We start from the raw sequence: 17719 nt of genomic DNA on the forward strand, positions 1-17719 counted from the left end.
ATCAGCCGGGCGAATTTCACCCCAAAATAAAAAATCGTCCTCAAGCCACTCTTTCAAGAACTCCCAGTATCAGCCGTTTGTCGGCACTTTGTAAATGTATCATATACATTGTTATTCTATCTCCAGCAACAGGTACTGGTTCAGATGCATTTGTGTTATCTTTTTTGTAGCAACGACCCTACCAAAAATCAATCCCATAGTGTCAACCCTATCCCAAACTTCACCCCTTAATATGTTCCCACAAGCACCAAAAAAGAGACTGGGATAAAACTCAAAATTTATACTAAGTTCGATAATTAAAAATATTTTCACCCAACCTGTCAACTCGACGGTGTAAAACCTGTCAACTCAAGACTTAAAAGCATTTCCATCAACTCTACGGTCATCCCCAAAATCGTCATTTTTACATCAAAAAAGAGCAATCCGGGTAATACCCCGAACTACTCAAATGCCTATTATATCAACGTTCTACACGAGTAAGCAGACCTACACACTCGATGTGAGATGTTTGTGGGAACAAATCAACTGGTTGAACTGTTGATGCATGATACCCCAAATCTTCATATCTGCGCAAGTCACGCGCTAAGGTTGCAGGGTTACAAGAAATATACACAATCTTTTCTGGATTGGCTGCCACTGAAGCTTCAATGAACTTTTCATCTAAGCCCTTTCTTGGCGGATCCACAAAAATCACAGAAGGATCAATTCCTTCACGTGCCCAACGTGGCATGATTTTTTCGGCTTTGCCGACTTCATAATTAGCATTTTCAATTCCATTGGCTTTAGCATTATATTTTGCATCTTCAATCGCTTGGGCAATCACTTCTACCCCGTATACATGCTTAACTTTTTCTGCTAAAGACAACCCGATCGTCCCAATCCCGCAATACGCATCAACTACGATATCATCTTTCGTTAATTCAGCTAGCTCAATCGCTTTTTGATACAAAACTTCGGTTTGCTCTGTATTTACTTGATAGAATGATTGCGGTGAGATTCGATACGTTTTTCCTAATAAAGTATCGTTGATTGCCGTTTTTCCATACAAGACTTTTTCTTCCCGGCCCATAATCACATTAGTCTTTTCTGGGTTAATATTTTGAATGACTGAAACAACTTCTGGCAATTCTTTTTTGATGATCTCCGCAATTTCCATTCCCTTAAAGAAACGTTCTGTCCGCGTCACTAAAATCACCATCATCTCATGACTATAATGGCCGCGCCGAACAATAATATGGCGGATAAAACCAGTATTGTCACGTTCGTTATAAGCTTTAACGTTGAAACGACGTAAGATATCTCGAATCACTAAAATCGCTTGATCGATTTTAGGATCTTGGATCAAGTAGTTTTCAATTGGCAATAATACATGAGAATTTTTACGATAAAAACCCGTCATTAATTGGTTGTCGACTTTTTGCACCGGGATTTGAGCTTTGTTGCGATAGCCGAAAGGTTGATCCATCCCTAAAGTTGGTGCAACTTGGACTTCTGGTAATTTAGCAATTGTTTTTAAGACCTTTTCGACTTGCTGCTGTTTAAAGCGTAATTGATAATCATAGGTCAGGTGACTCAATGGTGCGATCCCGCTTCTTAACAGATCCATGTCTTTAACAGCTTGACGTTCTGGATTATCATTGAAACGCTCGATTACTTTACCGTAACCAAATTTTTTACCGACTTTTACCGCCTTGACTGTCATTTCTTCATCTGGCAAGGCATTTTCAATAAACAAAGGATACCCTTCAATATGGGCGACACCTAAGCCTTCATAAGATAAGTCATCAATTGTTACAGTGTATGTTTTATTTTTTTCTACAGTCATTATATTCTCCTTTAAAGGTAGATTCACTCATTCTAAAGAATTCTACCTTAAAAAGCAAGGTTATTCCAGTCGTTTCCTTCATATGACTGGATAACTTGCTTTTTCCTTAACCTAATTATGAAAGATTGAAATAGTTTTTCCTACAAAAAAGCGTTCCCATCGAGTTGACAGGAACGCTAAAAATCATTTATCTGAATCATCTTGTTCTAATTCTTCATCTTGGATTTTTTCGTATTCTTTAACCAGTTCGATCCCAGCCTCACGTTTTTGATGATCGTCACCTAAAATCGCATCGTCATTGATTTCATCTGTATTGGCATAAAATTCAATGTGCTGATGAAGATTTTCAAAACGCATCGGAGCATCGCCACCGTATTCACCGTCAAGATTAATCATCATTTTTTTATCGGTATCAATTAGACTAGCATCTAAAAAACTGGTCTTAACGTACAAGACTTTCGAATCATTGACGTGTTTACCGCCATTTAAGACTAACGTAATCAAGCGAACGATTTCAAACAAATTAGCCGTCTTCACGACAATCAGTGAAAATTTTCCATCATCTAACTTCGCATCGGGAGCAATCGTTTCAAAACCACCAATTGAATTCGTCAGACCTAAGAAAAACATCGAGGCATTGCCTTCGTACTCGCCGCCTTCGTAGACTAGCCGCATTTTGGTCGGTTTTATGCGTGGTAGCATTTCGGCTCCTTTTGCTAAATAAGCTAAGTAACCAAAAATACTTTTCAACTCGGAAGGAACTTCATAAGTCAGCTCCGTTAATGAACCGCCAGCTGCGATATTAATAAAATAAGTATCTGCTGCTTTTCCGATATCCATTTTAACCGTCTGCTGTTTTTGAATGACCTCAGCGGCGGCTTTGACACTGTTCCGAGGAACTTTTAAAGCCCGCGCATAGTCATTGGTGGTCCCGGCTGGAATAATTGCCATCTTAGGTCGTTTTTCCAAACCAGCGATTCCATTGACCACTTCATTGATCGTTCCATCACCACCGGCTGCAACGACTAAATCAAAGCCTGCTTTAGCCGCTCTGGTAGCTTCATTTTTAGCGGAATCGGGTTCCGGTGTCGTAGCAAAGGCACTTGTTTCATAGCCCGCTTTTTCGATTGCCGCTAAAATATCTGCCAGATTATTGCGCATAATCTCTTTACCAGATACTGGATTATAAATTAACCGCGCTTTTTTCATGATTGAGCTCCTATCGTTTAGCTAATTCCTCTTGAAGTAATTTATTTACCACACCAGGATTGGCTTTTCCTTTAGTTGCTTTCATGATCTGTCCGACTAAGAAGCCGACTGCCCGATCTTTTCCGTTCTTGAAGTCTTCAACGGATTGTTCATTATTGTCCAGTACTTCATTGATCATTGGTAACAATTGGGCTGGGTCAGATAATTGAACTAGACCTTTTGCTTCCACTACTTCCTTCGCGTCGCCGCCGTTCTGGATCAATTCACGGAAGACTTTTTTCGCAATCTTCGAACTGATCGTTCCGTCTTCAATCAATTTGATCATTCCGGCTAAGTTATGCGGTGTTAGTTTTGTCTCTGCTAATTCTAATTTCTCACTATTTAAGTAAGCAGAAACTTCACCCATCAACCAGTTGGAAGCTTGTTTCGCATCGACTCCTTCTTTTAATGTTTCTTCAAAGAAGTCAGACATCTCCCGGCTCAAAGTCAAGACCATTGAGTCATATTCTGGCAAGCCAAGTTCATTAACATAGCGTTCACGACGAGCAGCTGGCATTTCAGGCAATGATTCCCGAACTTTTTCAATCCATTCGTCGTCAATTTCAAAACGTGGAATATCTGGCTCAGGGAAGTAACGATAATCACTTGAGCCTTCTTTCACCCGCATTAAAACAGTTTTATTCGTTCCCTCATCGTAGCGACGAGTTTCTTGTTGGATCGTTCCACCCGATAGCAACACTTTGGTTTGGCGTTGAACTTCAAAAGCCAAACCTTTTTTAACAAAGCTAATTGAGTTCAAATTTTTCAATTCGGTTTTAGTTCCAAATTCTTCTTGACCATAAGGACGTAAAGAGATGTTTGCATCACAACGCATGGATCCTTCTTCCATCTTCACATCGCTGACACCGGTAAACTGAACGATTGAACGTAATGCTTCTAAATAAGCATTGGCTTCTTCCGGTGAACGCATATCAGCTTCCGATACGATTTCAATTAACGGTGTGCCTTGGCGGTTTAAATCGACATAAGAGTAGCCGCCGATACCATGCATATTTTTACCGGCATCTTCTTCTAAATGAACGCGTTCAATTCGAATTTTTTTCTTTTTACCATTCACATCAATTTCGATCCAGCCATCATGACCGATTGGTTCATCAAATTGTGAGATTTGATACGCTTTAGGATTATCTGGATAAAAGTAGTTTTTACGGTCAAAGTGCATATTTTTTGAGATTTCACAGTTTAATGCTAACGCTGCTTTCATCCCAAATTCAATCGCAGCTTTGTTCATGACGGGTAAGACACCTGGATAGCCCCAGTCAATGATATTAGTATTTGTGTTTGCTTCCGCACCAAAGTGAGCGGGCGCAGGTGAAAAGATTTTAGAGTTTGTTTTTAATTCCACATGGACTTCAAGCCCAATAACTGTCTCTAAGTTCATTATTTGTCCCCCCCTAAAATCACTGGTTTTTGTTTATGGAAATCCGTTGCTTGCTCAAACGCATAAGCTGCTTGATACATCGTTGTTTCATCAAAATGTTTTCCGATGATTTGCAAGCCGACTGGCAAGCCTTCAGAAAATCCTGCTGGTACTGACATTCCTGGTAAGCCCGCTAGGTTGACCGGAATCGTCAAAATATCATTCATATACATGGTGATTGGATCATTGATGTTTTCACCAATCCCAAAAGCAACCGTTGGTGAGGTTGGACCAATAATCAAGTCATAATCTGCAAAAACTTTATCGAAGTCTTGTTTGATCAATGTCCGAACTTGACCTGCTTTCTTGAAATAAGCATCGTAATAACCAGCAGAAAGAGAAAACGTCCCTAGCATGATCCGACGTTTCACTTCATCACCGAAACCTTCTGTCCGTGTATTTACATAGACATCTTCTAAGTTTTGAACATCTTCAGAACGGAAACCATAACGGATACCATCGAAACGTTGCAAGTTAGAGCTTGCTTCAGATGAAGCAATAATATAGTAAACTTCTACACCATATTTAGAATGCGGCAAACTTACCTCTTCAACTGTCGCACCTAGCGCTTTGAAGGTCTCCACAGCTTTAGTAATGGCTGCTTTTACCCCAGGTTCGATTCCTTCCGCCATGAATTCTTTTGGTAATGCGATCTTCATCCCTTTAATATCGCCAGTTAACCCCGCCGTAAAATCAGGCACAGAAACCCCTGCAGAAGTACCGTCTTTGGGATCATAGCCACTGATAGCATTTAACGCTAAAGCATTATCTTTAACGGTCCGTGTAAATGGTCCGATTTGATCTAAAGATGAAGCAAAGGCGATCAAACCAAAACGTGATACACGACCATACGTTGGTTTCAAGCCGACTACTCCGTTAAAGGCTGCTGGTTGACGGATACTACCACCTGTATCGCTCCCTAATGAAACTGGGACTTCGCCAGCTGCTACGGCTGCTGCCGACCCACCAGAGGAACCACCGGGAACCTTCGTTTGATCCCAAGCATTTTTCGTTGTCTTGAAGTAAGAGGTTTCGCTTGAACTTCCCATCGCGAATTCATCCATATTTAGTTTTCCGACTGGGATTAAGTCTGCACCATAGACTTTCTCCATGACAGTCGCATCATAAATCGGGTCAAAATTTGATAAAATCTTTGATCCGGCCGTAGTTAAAAGATTTTTTGTAACGATATTGTCTTTGATTCCAATCGGAATACCAGCCAAGGCATTTTCTTCAGTTATTCCTTTAGCATCAATCGCTTTAGCTAATTCTAGAGCTTTTTCTTCATTTAAAGTAATGAAGGCATCAATTGCTGTTTCAGTATCTTTGATGCGCGCAAAAGTTTCCGTTGTTAAATCAGTTGCTGTAATTTCTTTTGAAACGAGCAAGCTGTGTAACTCTTCTATTGATTTATCATATAATTTTTCCATTATGCACCAGCCTCTCCGTTGTCAATGATTGCCGGAACTTTAATGAACCCATCTTCATGTTCCGGTACATTTTTCATTAACTCATCACGAGACCAGCCTTCAATAGCGACATCTTCTCGCATGACGTTGATTGTTTCTAATACATTAGAAGTAAATGGCACGCCTTCTGTATCAACTTCTCCAAGTTGTTCGACCATGTCGATAATTTTGCCTAATTGATCCGTAAATCCGGTCAATTCATCTGCTGAAAAAGAAAGCTTTGCAAGTTTTGCTACGTGCTTCACTTGTTCTTCATTGATTGCCATAATATCCCTCTTTCTTTTATCAATTTTCAATTATTTTATCATATCTCTATCAGAATTCACGTTTTTTTCCTGAAATTTTTCGAAAAGTTGTTCAATTCAAACAATTGCTAAAAATAGCGCGAATAAATAGACTTGACGCTTTTTTATAATACTCGTTCGTCAATAGGGTCGTCAACAAGCTTCTAATTAAAAAAGCTTAATCGGTCTGACTTTCTTCGATTGCGCGAATCATTTGTTGTTCATCCCAGATTTCGATCCCTAAGTTTTGGGCTTTCGTTAGTTTGCTGCCGGCTTCTTCCCCAGCAACGACAATATCCGTTTTCTTAGAAACACTGCCGGTAACCTTTCCACCAAGATTTTGAATTTTTGCTTTAGCATCTTCTCGGGTGTAGTCAATAAGCTTGCCTGTCAGTACCACTGTTTTGCTTTTAAACGGTGATTCCACCTCGGCTAATTGGCTCGCACGAATTCCTTTGTATTCAAGATTCACGCCACGATCACTGAGTTCTTGCATTAATTCGTGGACCTCTTCATTCTCAAAATAGGTCACAACACTATCCGCAATCGTTTCACCAATGGTGTTTAGACTAACAATCTCTTCTTTTGTTGCCTTACTGATCGCCCCTAAACTACCGAAGTGCTCAGCCAAAATCCCCGCAGCCTTCGCACCAACGTGACGAATCCCTAAACCAAATACCAGCCGTTCAACTGAGTTCTCACGACTAGCATCGATTGCCCGGAGGATATTTTCAGCTGACTTGTCTTTAATTTTGTCTAAAGTCAATAATTGTTCCTTTTCCAATCCGTAAAGATCGGCCACATCCGAAACCAGGCCTTTATCAAACATTTGAGCCAATACTCGTGGTCCGAGTCCTTCGATATTCATAGCATTCCGGGAAACAAAATGACTTAAGCCTTCTTTGATTTGAGCCGGACATTTAGGATTGATACAACGCAAGGCTACTTCTTCGTCTAAGTGAACCAACTCGCTGTTACAAATCGGACAATGGGTCGGTATCGGATATGGCGCGCTGTCTTTTTCACGTTTTTCCAAAATCACTTGTGCAACTTCAGGAATAATATCACCGGCTTTGTAAACTAGGATCGTATCCTTCAGACGGATATCTTTTTTCTCGATATAATCACTATTGTGTAGACTGGCGCGAGCAACTGTCGTTCCTGCTAAACGAACCGGCTCCATGATTGCTGTTGGAGTCAACACACCGGTTCGGCCAATTGTCCAATCAATGTCTAATAAAGTTGTTTGGGCTTCTTCCGGTGGAAACTTGTATGCCGTTGCCCAACGCGGAGCTTTAACCGTAAAGCCCAACTCATCTTGAATCGCAAATTGATTGACTTTAACGACGATTCCATCAATCTCATAAGCTAGTTCATCGCGCTTTTCGTGAAAAGCTTCGATATATTCCCAAACTTCATCAATCGTTGCACAAACTCGATGCTCTGGGTTCGTACGAAATCCTAAACGTGCCATCTCATTTAAAGCATGATCTTGGGTCGTTGATTCTAGTGGCCCAAAATCAGCTAATGTATATAAAAACGTACTTAGATTTCGTTTGGCTGCAATTCGGGTATCTAACTGTCGCAAACTGCCCGCCGCCGCATTGCGCGGATTGGCGAAGACTTCTTTTCCATCTTCTTCTCGTTGTTGATTCAATTTAATAAAGGAAGCTTTGGGCATATAACATTCTCCACGAACTTCGATTGTCAACGGTTCTTTTAAACGTAGCGGAATCGACTTAACGGTTTTGAGATTCTCGGTGATATTCTCACCAACGGTCCCATCTCCCCGGGTCGCACCTTGAACAAAGACCCCATTTTCATATTTCAGCGAGATCGACAAACCATCAATCTTTAATTCTACACAATAAGAAACGGCGTGCCCCACAGCTTTTTTGACTCGCTCATCAAAAGCGATTAATTCCTCTTTACTGAATACGTCATTCAAACTATACAAGGGAATTTCATGTACGACTTTTTCAAAACCTGCTAATACTTTCCCTCCCACACGCTGGGTTGGCGACTCTGGCGTGATTAAGTCAGGATACTCGGTTTCAATTTCTACTAATTCCTGATATTTTTTATCATATACAAAATCTTCCACTGTCGGTTGATCTTGAACATAATACTCATAGGCATATTGATTTAATTCCCTACGGAGTTCAGCGGAGCGCTGCTCTGCTGCTTGAAAAGTCAGTTGTTCCAAGAAGGTCCCTCCTAGTTGATTCAAATTTTTTCGATTGGTGCAAACGCAGCTAATAAACGTTTTACCCCTTGTTGCGGAAAGGCGATGTCTAGCTCCACATCTTTCGCATTGCCGCTAACTTTTACGACAGTTCCGACACCCCATTTTTTATGTTGAACCTTATCACCAGGATTCCAATCTTCAGTTTCTCCACCTGATGCTGTTTTAGCAGTAAGTGGTGCTCGCGTGGCCTGCTGATATTTGGGTTTTTGCAAATCCTTATTAAAGGAAGAATTGTACATCGTAGTTTTCGGTTGCGGTTGGATTCCCACTAGATTTAATAGACGCTCATCGATTTCTGCGACAAAGCGCGAAGGTTGATTGTATTGGGTTTTCCCATAAAGTGTTCGAGAAAAGGCGTTTGTTAAATACAAGTTTTCTTCTGCTCGAGTAATACCAACATAAGCCAAACGACGCTCTTCTTCCAAATCAGCTTCTTCCATTAATGAACGCGACAGCGGGAAGATTTTTTCTTCCATACCAATCAAGAAGACAATCGGGAACTCTAGCCCTTTGGCCGCATGGAGTGTCATCAAAGTTACTTGTGCACTCTCTTCTTGATAATCGTCCAAATCAGAAACTAAAGCTAGATCATTCAAGAAGACCGCCAATTTTTCTTCGGGAGCCTCGTCAGATTCAAGCGCCTCATTACGTTTATCGAATTCTTGAGTGACCGAGCGAAATTCTTCTAAGTTTTCTAAGCGCGATTCTGCTTCCAACGTCCGTTGGTTCTTCAGTTCATCTAAATAACCTGTACGTTCTAAAACTTGATCGACTAAATCGGTAATCGGCAAATAGGCAATCTGTTCTCGAAATTGCGTGATCATCGTGCCAAATTCACCAATCATCCGGCCAGCTTTACCTGAAATATTAGCCAAATCAACATTTTGGGCCGCTTCCACCATTGACCAATCATGCATTGCGGCAAAATTTCGGAGTTTCTCGACTGAAGCGGCCCCGATTCCACGTTTAGGGGTATTGACCACCCGTTCAAAACTAACACCATCCCGAGGATTATTAATGATATTCAAATAAGCGATAATATCTTTAATTTCTTTTCGATCATAGAACTTATGACCACCGACCATAGTATAAGGAATGTTAGATTTCACTAAAGTATCCTCTATCACCCGTGATTGGGCATTGGTTCGATATAAGACCGCAAAATCGTTATAGCTTCGTTGATTACTTTGTACTTCCTCTTTAATCTTGCTGACAATAAATTGGGCTTCATCACGTTCACTATCCGCGCGATAGTAGGTGATTTGTTCACCTGCTTGATTATCGGTCCAAAGATTTTTATCTCGGCGATTGCTATTGTTTTTAATGACTTGATTGGCGGCATCTAAAATACTTTTAGTCGAACGATAATTTTGTTCCAATAAAATGACCGTCGCATCATTATAGTCTTTTTCAAAATCTAAGATGTTTTGCATATCTGCACCACGCCAACCATAGATACTTTGGTCGGCATCACCCACCACACACAAATTGCGGAAACGCGCAGCTAACATATTGACCAAAGTATACTGGGCATGATTGGTATCTTGGTACTCATCCACATGTAGATAGTGGAATTTATTTTGATAGTAGGTTAAAACTTGTTCGTTTTCTTCAAATAAACGAATCGTGTTCATAATCAAATCGTCAAAGTCCATACTTTGATTATTCCGTAACGCTTTTTGATAGGCCGCATAACATTTAGCTACAATTTCCTCAAAAAAAGAGCCTTGTCGTTCTTCATATGTTTCTGGTGTCAGCAACTCATTTTTCGCGTTACTAATTGCCCCTAAAATCGAGCGAGGGTCATATTTTTTCGGATCGATATTTAACTCTTTCAAGATTCGTTTCATCAACGTTAATTGATCTGAACCATCTAAGATCGTAAAATTCCGATCATAACCGATCGCATCTACATCGCGCCGCAAGATTCGGACACACATCGAGTGGAAGGTCGAGACCCATACATCTTCCCCCCCTTGACCTAAGATACCATTGACCCGCTCTTTCATTTCCCGGGCGGCTTTATTCGTAAAGGTGATCGCAAGGATATTCCAAGGATTCACATTTTTTTCTTCTATTAAATAGGCGATCCGGTGAGTTAAGACCCGTGTCTTACCGCTTCCCGCTCCCGCCATAATCAATAACGGTCCTTCCGTGTGAAGTACCGCTTCTTTTTGTTTAGGGTTTAGTCCTGCTAACAACTCCTGTTTGTTTGGCATGCAAAACGTCCTTTCTCTATTCAATCTTTTTTATTATAGCATCTCAGAAAGTTTCGCGACACTAGCAACAATTTAAAAAAGCGAATTCATTGATTCCCCCTTGTTTTCCACTTGATTTCGCGCTAAGTTTAATACTAGTTATGGAGGAAAGCGATGAAAAATGAACACGAAATTAAACGACTAGATAATACAAAACTAATTTTCATTTTGAAAGGTGTCTTGATTGGAATTATCGCCGGAGTTGTAGTCAGTCTATTCCGCCTACTGATTGAAAAAATGATGGAGCAGATCGTCACGCTCTATCTTTGGTTCCGAACCAATCCTTTATGGCTGATTCCATGGGTTTTCGTCATGTTAGCCTGTGCCTTTTTTCTTGGCGCGCTAATAAAATCTGAGCCGAATATTAAAGGCAGTGGGATTCCTCAAGTTGAAGGAACCTTACAAGGAGAACTCAAACTAAAATGGTTTTCAATCCTTTGGAAAAAATTTATCGGCGGCGTGTTAGCGGTTGGATCTGGCCTGTTTTTAGGTCGGGAAGGGCCTTCCATTCAATTAGGCGCCATGATTGGGCAAGGTTTTGGCGAATACACCCATGCGACAACTTCTGAAAAGAAAATTTTTATTTCCAGTGGCGCCGCTGCTGGTTTGGGGGCGGCCTTTAATGCCCCGATTGCCGGACTCTTATTCGTAGTCGAAGAAGTCCACCACCATTTTTCTCCCTTGATTTGGTTAACTTCACTCACAGCTGCTCTAACTGCAAATTTGGTTTCATTGAATTTTTTTGGTCTAAAACCTGTGCTCTTTATTGCAAATGTCCCATCACTGCCGTTGAAATATTATGGTCTACTACTAATTTTAGGTGTTATCTTGGGTGTTTTAGGCTATGTCTATCAAATGGTTCTTTTAGCTTTGCCGCAAATTTATCGACATACTCATTTGCCGGAACATCTTTATGGCATTATTCCCTTTTTATTGGTCATTCCAATTGCACTCTTTTTCCCCCATTATTTAGGGGGCGGCAATCAAATTGTTTTAACGCTAGGAGAAAATATTTTCCCCTTGATCTTTTTAATTTTTTTATTTTTACTACGATTCATTTTTTCGATGATTTCTTATGGCGCAAATCTGCCAGGCGGGATTTTTCTACCGATTTTGACACTGGGCGCGCTGATTGGTGGAATTTATGGAACGATCTTGCACCAATGGTTTGGTATGGACGCGCTATTAATTCGCAATTTTGTCATTTTTGCGATGGCGGGCTACTTTACCGCGATTGGTAAAGCCCCTTTGACAGCGATTATTTTAGTGACTGAAATGGTCGGTAATATCACCCATTTAATGCCGTTGGCGGTTTGTTCCTTAACTGCTTATGTTATCAATGATTTATTAGGCGGAAACCCCATCTACGAATCATTACTTGAACGTTTACTAAAAGATCATCTTCCTAGCATCAGTGGAAATAAGACGATTATCGAATTTCCCGTTACTGCTGAAAGCTCCCTTGATGGAACGATGGTTCGCGATTTTAACTGGCCTGAAGAAATGCTGTTGATTTCAATCCGACGAGGTTCGGCTGAAATCTTGACTCATGGGGATACGGTGTTAAAAGCCGGCGATTTGCTGATGATTCTAACAGATGAAGGCTATACTCAAAAGATCAGGCAACAAATCCTTGAACGCTCTGACGCTGCAATCGCTAAAAAACAAGATAAAAAAATCCGAGGCTGAGCAAAGCTCATTCTCGGATTTTTTGCGCTAATTTTTCATTGACATAGACCGACGCTTGACCATCATTTACTGGAAATATCCCTTGGCCATTTTCATCTAGGGTGACTTGCGCGTCATTGTTTCCTAACAAATCTACAAAAGTCTCCCCTTCATGAATTGCGCTAATTGTCATCGCCTTTTCTCCACCAGCAGCATTTGTCAAAATGATTGCCGCTCCCGATTCTGGATCAGTGAAATCTCCCGTCAATGTCCAACCGATTATATCGGGATCATCAAAATAATCAGCTTGATTACCAAAAGTCAATTCTTCCCGCAATCTGATTAGCGCCTCCAAACCCGCTCCCACTGCTTCAGTTTGGTCGGTCCCATAAAGATCTCCCCAAAATACAACTGGAGTCCCTTCATTACGCAACAAGAGTAAACTATAAGCCTGTAACTTAAACCAGCCTTCGACCCATGATTCTAAGCTCTGCCCAGGTTGGGTATCATGATTATCGACAAAAGTCACTGCCCAATCTGGTCGTGTCTCAATTAATGTACCAGCAAAAATTTGCCGCATATCAAATTCTCCCAGCGTGGAAGCTGCTTGAAATAAATTGAAATGCAGCGGAACATCGAACAGTGCGATCAAATTACCAGAAGAATCTAAATACTCCTGAAGTTTAGCCAATTCATCGGACCAATATTCCCCGACAACAAAAAGTTCCTCCGCCTTTTCTTGTCGACGATGCAAAAGCCAATCAACGAATAAATCAAAACGAATATGTTTCACTGCATCTAAGCGATACCCGTCAATATCGGTCAACTCTTGGTACCATTTTCCCCATTGATCTAATTGCTCAATCGTCTCAGGGTTCTCCATATCTAAATTACAGCCCATCAAATAATCGAAATTACCATTTTCGTCATCCACTTTGGGCTCCCAACCTTTGTCAGCAAAATTAAAAATGGCATGATCTTTTTCACGCGCATCATAGTCGACACCCGAAAAATTTTTCCATGTCCATTGATACTGATTATACTTTCCTTGACGACCAGGAAAAGTAAATTTCGTCCAGGCTTCAATTTCTTCTTCCCCGGAAGTCGGTTTTGTCCGATCATCAAAATGATAGGCTACCGCTGAAACAATCTCGGTTTCATCTGCTCCCATAAAATGATCAAACACAATGTCGGCATATACCTTTAGCCCAGCTTTTTTTAAAGCCCTGATACTGGCTAAATATTCTTCTTTTGTTCCATACTTTGTGCTTACGCTCCCCTTTTGGTCAAATTCACCTAGATCATAAAGATCATAAGTCCCATAGCCAACATCATCGATCCCTTCAGCTCCCTTGTATGCGGGCGGTAGCCAGATTGACTGAATCCCCAAACGGCGAATTTCTTCAGCTTTTTCAGCTAATTTCTTCCAGTGCGTACCATCTGCCGGAAGATACCATTCAAATCCCTGTAAAATTGTTTGTTTTCCCATAACCTTCACCTCTATTTCTATCATACCGAAAATGAAAGCACCTTCAAAATAAGATGCCCCAAAAAGCCTTTTTAAATGTTTCTGAACGTTTTTGACCGTTAATGGTTGAAAAACGATAATTTTTGTGGTATATTTCAGTTGAAGGAGGATTGAAAATGCTTACAGAGGAACGACACAAAAAAATAATTGAATGGCTAGAAAGAGATGGCGTAGTCAAATCACAAGAACTTGTTCAATGGTTACATTCGTCTGAATCAACTGTTCGGCGCGATCTACAGGAATTAGAGGATCTTGGTTTATTAGAGCGCATTCACGGTGGCGCAAAGCGTCCCCAACACTTAGAACAAGAATTGGGTATGCTTGAAAAATCATCCAAAAACGTTCAACAAAAGAAATTAGTTGCCCAGTATGCAGCAAGTTTGGTTGCTGAAGGCGATGTCATCTATCTAGATGCAGGAACAACAACTTCTGAGATGATCCCTTTTTTAAAAAATCGAACAATCACCGTTGTGACCAACTCGGTAGGTTTAGCTGCTCGTTTAGTTGAAGCCCAAATTGCGACGATCATCCTTGGTGGACGTATCAAATTGACCACGGATGCTGTAGTCGGTTCCCAGTCACTTGAACAATTAAAACAATATCGCTTTAATAAAGTTTTTATGGGAATGAACGGAATCCAGTTAGATAGTGGCTATTCTACTCCTGATCCAGAAGAAGCAATTTTAAAAAGAGCCGCGATTCAACAAGCAGATGATGCTTTTGTGTTAGTCGATCACAGTAAATTCAACCAAACCAGTTTTGTCAGTGTCGCGCCATTGTCAGCAGCTTCAATCCTTACCGATACCTGTCCTTTGGTTCTCCATGATCAAATTACAGCACAAACTACCTTAAAGGAGGTTTCTGTATGATTTATACAGTCACACTAAATCCATCGATCGACTACATCGTTCATATTGATCAACTAGTCATCGGCGATGTCAACCGCATGAAAAATGACTTGAAGTTACCCGGTGGAAAAGGAATCAATGTTTCCCGTATTTTGAAACGCATCAGTAACGAATCTACTGCCTTAGGATTTTTAGGCGGCTTTACTGGGCATTTCATCGAAGAATGGTTAGAGCGCGAAGATATTCAAACAAACTTTACTACTGTTGCCGATGATACTCGGATCAATATCAAACTAAAGGCACAAGAAGAAACTGAAATCAACGGGCAAGGTCCTCGAGTTTCAGCTGCTGAAATGGATGAGCTTAAAACTGTTTTGGCTCGATTGACGGCTGATGATATCGTTGTTTTATCCGGCAGCAAACCAGCCAGTGTACCAACCGGTTTTTATCAAGAACTGATAGAAATAATTAAAGCTCAAGGCGCTGCCTTTGTAATTGACACAACTGGCGCCGATTTAATGGATGCGTTGGAAAAAGGACCATTATTAGTGAAACCTAATAACCATGAATTAGCTGATTTATATCAAACGGAATTTAATTCAGTTGAAGATATTTATCCTTTTGGTCAACGTTTATTAGACGAAGGGGCTCAGCACGCTTTAGTCTCAATGGCTGGCGACGGCGCTCTGCTTTTCACTCAAGATGGGATTTATCGTTCAAATGTTTTAAAACGATCAGTGAAAAATTCCGTTGGTGCAGGCGATTCAATGATCGCAGGATTTGTCGGCAACTATACTAAAACGCAAGATCCAGTTGAAGCCTTTAAGTGGGGGGTTGCTTGTGGCAGTGCAACAACCTTCTCTGATGACTTAGCTACCGCCGAATTTATCCAAGAATTATTACCTGAAGTATCAATCACAAAAGTTAAATAAGCCCTACTTATTATTATTATCAATTTAAAATTGGAGGAATTATAATGGATATTAAAGATTTATTGATCAAAGATGCCATGATTATGGATTTGCAGGCAACGACTAAAAAAGCTGCAATCGATGAAATGGTTCAAAAAATGTATGATGCCGGCCGAATTTCTGATATTGAGGTTTATAAAGACGGGATCCTAAAACGCGAGGCTCAGACTTCAACTGGTTTAGGTGACGGGATTGCTATGCCCCATGCCAAAAACAAAGCCGTAAAAGAAGCCACTGTTTTATTTGCAAAAAGTAAAAAAGGTGTGGACTACGAATCATTAGATGGCCAGCCTACTTACCTGTTCTTTATGATCGCAGCTCCCGAGGGTGCTAATGATACACATTTGCAAGCATTAGCTGCTCTATCACGGTTATTGATCAATCCTGATTTTGTAGCAAAATTGAAAGCAGCAGAAACTCCTGAGCAAGTCCAAATGACGTTTGAGCTTGCTAAAGAAGCAGAAGAAAAAGCCGAAGCACAAGCGGCTGCAGAAGAAAAAAGTCAGGATACAAATCGTCGCTACCTTGTTGCTGTTACAGCCTGCCCTACTGGTATCGCTCACACTTACATGGCCGAAGATGCTTTAAAGAAAAAAGCCAAAGAAATGGGCGTTGATATTAAAGTTGAAACCAATGGTTCAGAAGGCATTAAGCACCGTTTGACTGCCGAAGAGATTGCTCGGGCAGACGGTGTCATTGTAGCAGCCGATAAAAAAGTTGAAATGAATCGCTTCAATGGCAAAGAATTGGTAAACCGTCCAGTTAGTGATGGAATTCGTAAGCCTGAAGAATTAATTAACTTGGCGTTAAGCGGAAATGCACCGGTTTATCATGGAGACGGAGAAGCAACTACAACTAATGAAGAAAAAAGTGATAACGGTACGGTTGGCCAACGAATCTACAAAGATTTAATGAATGGCGTATCTCATATGTTGCCTTTCGTTATCGGTGGCGGGATCATGATCGCACTATCATTCATGATTGACCAATTTATGGGGGTTCCTCATTCTGAATTGGCTAGTTTAGGGAACTATAATCAAATCGCTAGTTGGTTCAATCAAATCGGTGGAGCCGCATTCGGCTTCATGTTACCTGTTTTAGCTGGATTCATTGCTTCAAGTATTTCTGATCGCCCTGGTTTAATTGCTGGTTTTGCTGCTGGTGCTTTAGCGAATGCGGGTGGCGCGGGTTTCTTAGGCGCTTTACTTGGTGGTTTCATTGCCGGCTATGTAATTGTTTTCTTGAAAAAACTATTTAAAAACTTACCTAAATCACTTGAGGGAATCAAAGCAATTCTTTTTTATCCGTTCTTTGGTTTATTAATTACCGGTTTCTTGATGCTTTTAGTTAATATTCCGATGAAAGCCATCAATGACGGCTTAAATGGTTTCCTAACCGGACTTAGCGGCTCAAATGCCATTTTATTAGGCGCATTGCTTGGCGGCATGATGGCCGTCGATCTTGGGGGCCCAATCAATAAAGCGGCTTACGTTTTCGGAACTGCTACTCTTGCTTCTACCGTTGCTCAAGGCGGGTCAATCGTGATGGCTGCTGTCATGGCAGGCGGGATGGTTCCTCCACTAGCAATTTTTGTCGCTACGCGGTTATTCAAAAATAAATTCGAACAAAGTCAAATTGATGCTGGTTTAACCAATATTGTCATGGGATTGTCATTTGTCACTGAAGGTGCGATTCCTTTCGCCGCAGCCGATCCACTTCGCGTTATTCCAAGTTTTGTAGTTGGCTCAGCTCTTGCTGGTGGTCTAGTAGGTGCAGTTGGAATTAAATTACTTGCTCCTCATGGTGGAATCTTCGTTGTTCTATTGTTAAGTCATCCACTACTTTATCTTTTATTCATCGCGATTGGTGCCATCGTATCTGGCGTCATCTATGGTTTAGTTAAAAAACCCGTTGCACAATAGTAAAAAAAA

General features: G+C 40.9%; 12 protein-coding genes. 4 read left to right on the forward strand and 8 right to left on the reverse strand.

All coding sequences use genetic code 11. The annotated features are described in order from the left end of the window. Positions 1 to 460: 460 nt before the first annotated feature. The 7 genes from rlmD to pcrA all read right to left on the reverse strand — a co-directional run bounded on the left by rlmD (position 461) and on the right by pcrA (position 10734). Positions 461 to 1828 carry a 23S rRNA (uracil(1939)-C(5))-methyltransferase RlmD gene (rlmD, locus tag EP1_RS07065; RefSeq protein ID WP_083507514.1) on the reverse strand — a complete coding sequence of 456 codons (1368 nt, stop codon included), beginning with the start codon at positions 1826 to 1828 and terminating at the stop codon, positions 461 to 463. A 180-nt stretch (positions 1829 to 2008) separates the two neighbouring features. Beyond that, positions 2009 to 3034, reverse strand: coding sequence for a diacylglycerol kinase (locus tag EP1_RS07070; RefSeq protein WP_067625700.1), 1026 nt, complete (start codon positions 3032 to 3034; stop codon positions 2009 to 2011). A 10-nt stretch (positions 3035 to 3044) separates the two neighbouring features. Then, positions 3045 to 4475 (reverse strand): Asp-tRNA(Asn)/Glu-tRNA(Gln) amidotransferase subunit GatB, encoded by a 1431-nt coding sequence (gene gatB, locus EP1_RS07075; RefSeq protein WP_067625703.1) that lies wholly within the window; start codon positions 4473 to 4475, stop codon positions 3045 to 3047. After that, positions 4475 to 5944: an Asp-tRNA(Asn)/Glu-tRNA(Gln) amidotransferase subunit GatA gene (gatA, locus tag EP1_RS07080; RefSeq protein ID WP_067625706.1), complete on the reverse strand. Its 1470-nt coding sequence runs from the start codon at positions 5942 to 5944 to the stop codon at positions 4475 to 4477. Before gatA ends, gatB begins: the two co-directional genes overlap by 1 nt. Next, positions 5944 to 6249: an Asp-tRNA(Asn)/Glu-tRNA(Gln) amidotransferase subunit GatC gene (gatC, locus tag EP1_RS07085; protein ID WP_067625709.1), complete on the reverse strand. Its 306-nt coding sequence runs from the start codon at positions 6247 to 6249 to the stop codon at positions 5944 to 5946. The genes gatA and gatC overlap by 1 nt, the downstream gene beginning before the upstream one ends. Before the next feature lie 196 nt (positions 6250 to 6445). Continuing rightward, entirely contained in the window at positions 6446 to 8473 is a 2028-nt protein-coding gene (ligA, locus tag EP1_RS07090; RefSeq protein WP_067625711.1) for an NAD-dependent DNA ligase LigA, read from the reverse strand. 20 nt (positions 8474 to 8493) lie between these two features. Further along, positions 8494 to 10734: a DNA helicase PcrA gene (gene pcrA / locus EP1_RS07095; RefSeq protein WP_067625713.1), complete on the reverse strand. Its 2241-nt coding sequence runs from the start codon at positions 10732 to 10734 to the stop codon at positions 8494 to 8496. A gap of 153 nt (positions 10735 to 10887) precedes the next feature. Here pcrA and EP1_RS07100 point away from each other — a divergent pair, with 153 nt between their 5' ends. Then, the gene (locus EP1_RS07100; RefSeq protein WP_067625716.1) at positions 10888 to 12462 is read left to right on the forward strand and encodes a ClC family H(+)/Cl(-) exchange transporter; all 1575 of its coding nucleotides are present in this window, start codon (positions 10888 to 10890) and stop codon (positions 12460 to 12462) included. Between the two features lie 7 nt (positions 12463 to 12469). Here the strand turns inward: EP1_RS07100 and EP1_RS07105 are convergent, their stop codons facing one another. Further along, positions 12470 to 13930, reverse strand: coding sequence for an alpha-amylase (locus tag EP1_RS07105; protein WP_067625723.1), 1461 nt, complete (start codon positions 13928 to 13930; stop codon positions 12470 to 12472). Between the two features lie 155 nt (positions 13931 to 14085). Between EP1_RS07105 and EP1_RS07110 the strand changes: the two genes are divergently transcribed. The 3 genes from EP1_RS07110 to EP1_RS07120 are packed head-to-tail and all read left to right on the forward strand — an operon-like array spanning position 14086 to position 17710. Further along, complete coding sequence (locus EP1_RS07110; protein ID WP_067625727.1) at positions 14086 to 14838, forward strand: DeoR/GlpR family DNA-binding transcription regulator; 753 nt, start codon at positions 14086 to 14088, stop codon at positions 14836 to 14838. Further along, complete coding sequence (gene pfkB / locus EP1_RS07115; RefSeq protein ID WP_067625729.1) at positions 14835 to 15749, forward strand: 1-phosphofructokinase; 915 nt, start codon at positions 14835 to 14837, stop codon at positions 15747 to 15749. Before EP1_RS07110 ends, pfkB begins: the two co-directional genes overlap by 4 nt. A gap of 44 nt (positions 15750 to 15793) precedes the next feature. Next, entirely contained in the window at positions 15794 to 17710 is a 1917-nt protein-coding gene (locus EP1_RS07120) for a PTS fructose transporter subunit IIABC (protein WP_067625731.1), read from the forward strand. Positions 17711 to 17719: the final 9 nt, after the last annotated feature.

The organism is Enterococcus pseudoavium NBRC 100491, from assembly GCF_001544295.1.
In the GTDB taxonomy this organism is placed as follows: Bacteria; Bacillota; Bacilli; order Lactobacillales; family Enterococcaceae; genus Enterococcus_A; species Enterococcus_A pseudoavium.

Bases quoted from the DNA above. Each gene is read 5' to 3' on its own strand.
- EP1_RS07120 (WP_067625731.1), top strand. From the start codon at position 15,794: ATGGATATTAAAGATTTATTGATCAAAGATGCCATGATTATGGATTTG.
- pcrA (WP_067625713.1), bottom strand. From the start codon at position 10,734: ATGCCAAACAAACAGGAGTTGTTAGCAGGACTAAACCCTAAACAAAAA.
- gatC (WP_067625709.1), bottom strand. From the start codon at position 6,249: ATGGCAATCAATGAAGAACAAGTGAAGCACGTAGCAAAACTTGCAAAG.
- EP1_RS07105 (WP_067625723.1), bottom strand. From the start codon at position 13,930: ATGGGAAAACAAACAATTTTACAGGGATTTGAATGGTATCTTCCGGCA.
- EP1_RS07110 (WP_067625727.1), top strand. From the start codon at position 14,086: ATGCTTACAGAGGAACGACACAAAAAAATAATTGAATGGCTAGAAAGA.
- gatA (WP_067625706.1), bottom strand. From the start codon at position 5,944: ATGGAAAAATTATATGATAAATCAATAGAAGAGTTACACAGCTTGCTC.
- gatB (WP_067625703.1), bottom strand. From the start codon at position 4,475: ATGAACTTAGAGACAGTTATTGGGCTTGAAGTCCATGTGGAATTAAAA.
- EP1_RS07070 (WP_067625700.1), bottom strand. From the start codon at position 3,034: ATGAAAAAAGCGCGGTTAATTTATAATCCAGTATCTGGTAAAGAGATT.
- EP1_RS07100 (WP_067625716.1), top strand. From the start codon at position 10,888: ATGAAAAATGAACACGAAATTAAACGACTAGATAATACAAAACTAATT.
- pfkB (WP_067625729.1), top strand. From the start codon at position 14,835: ATGATTTATACAGTCACACTAAATCCATCGATCGACTACATCGTTCAT.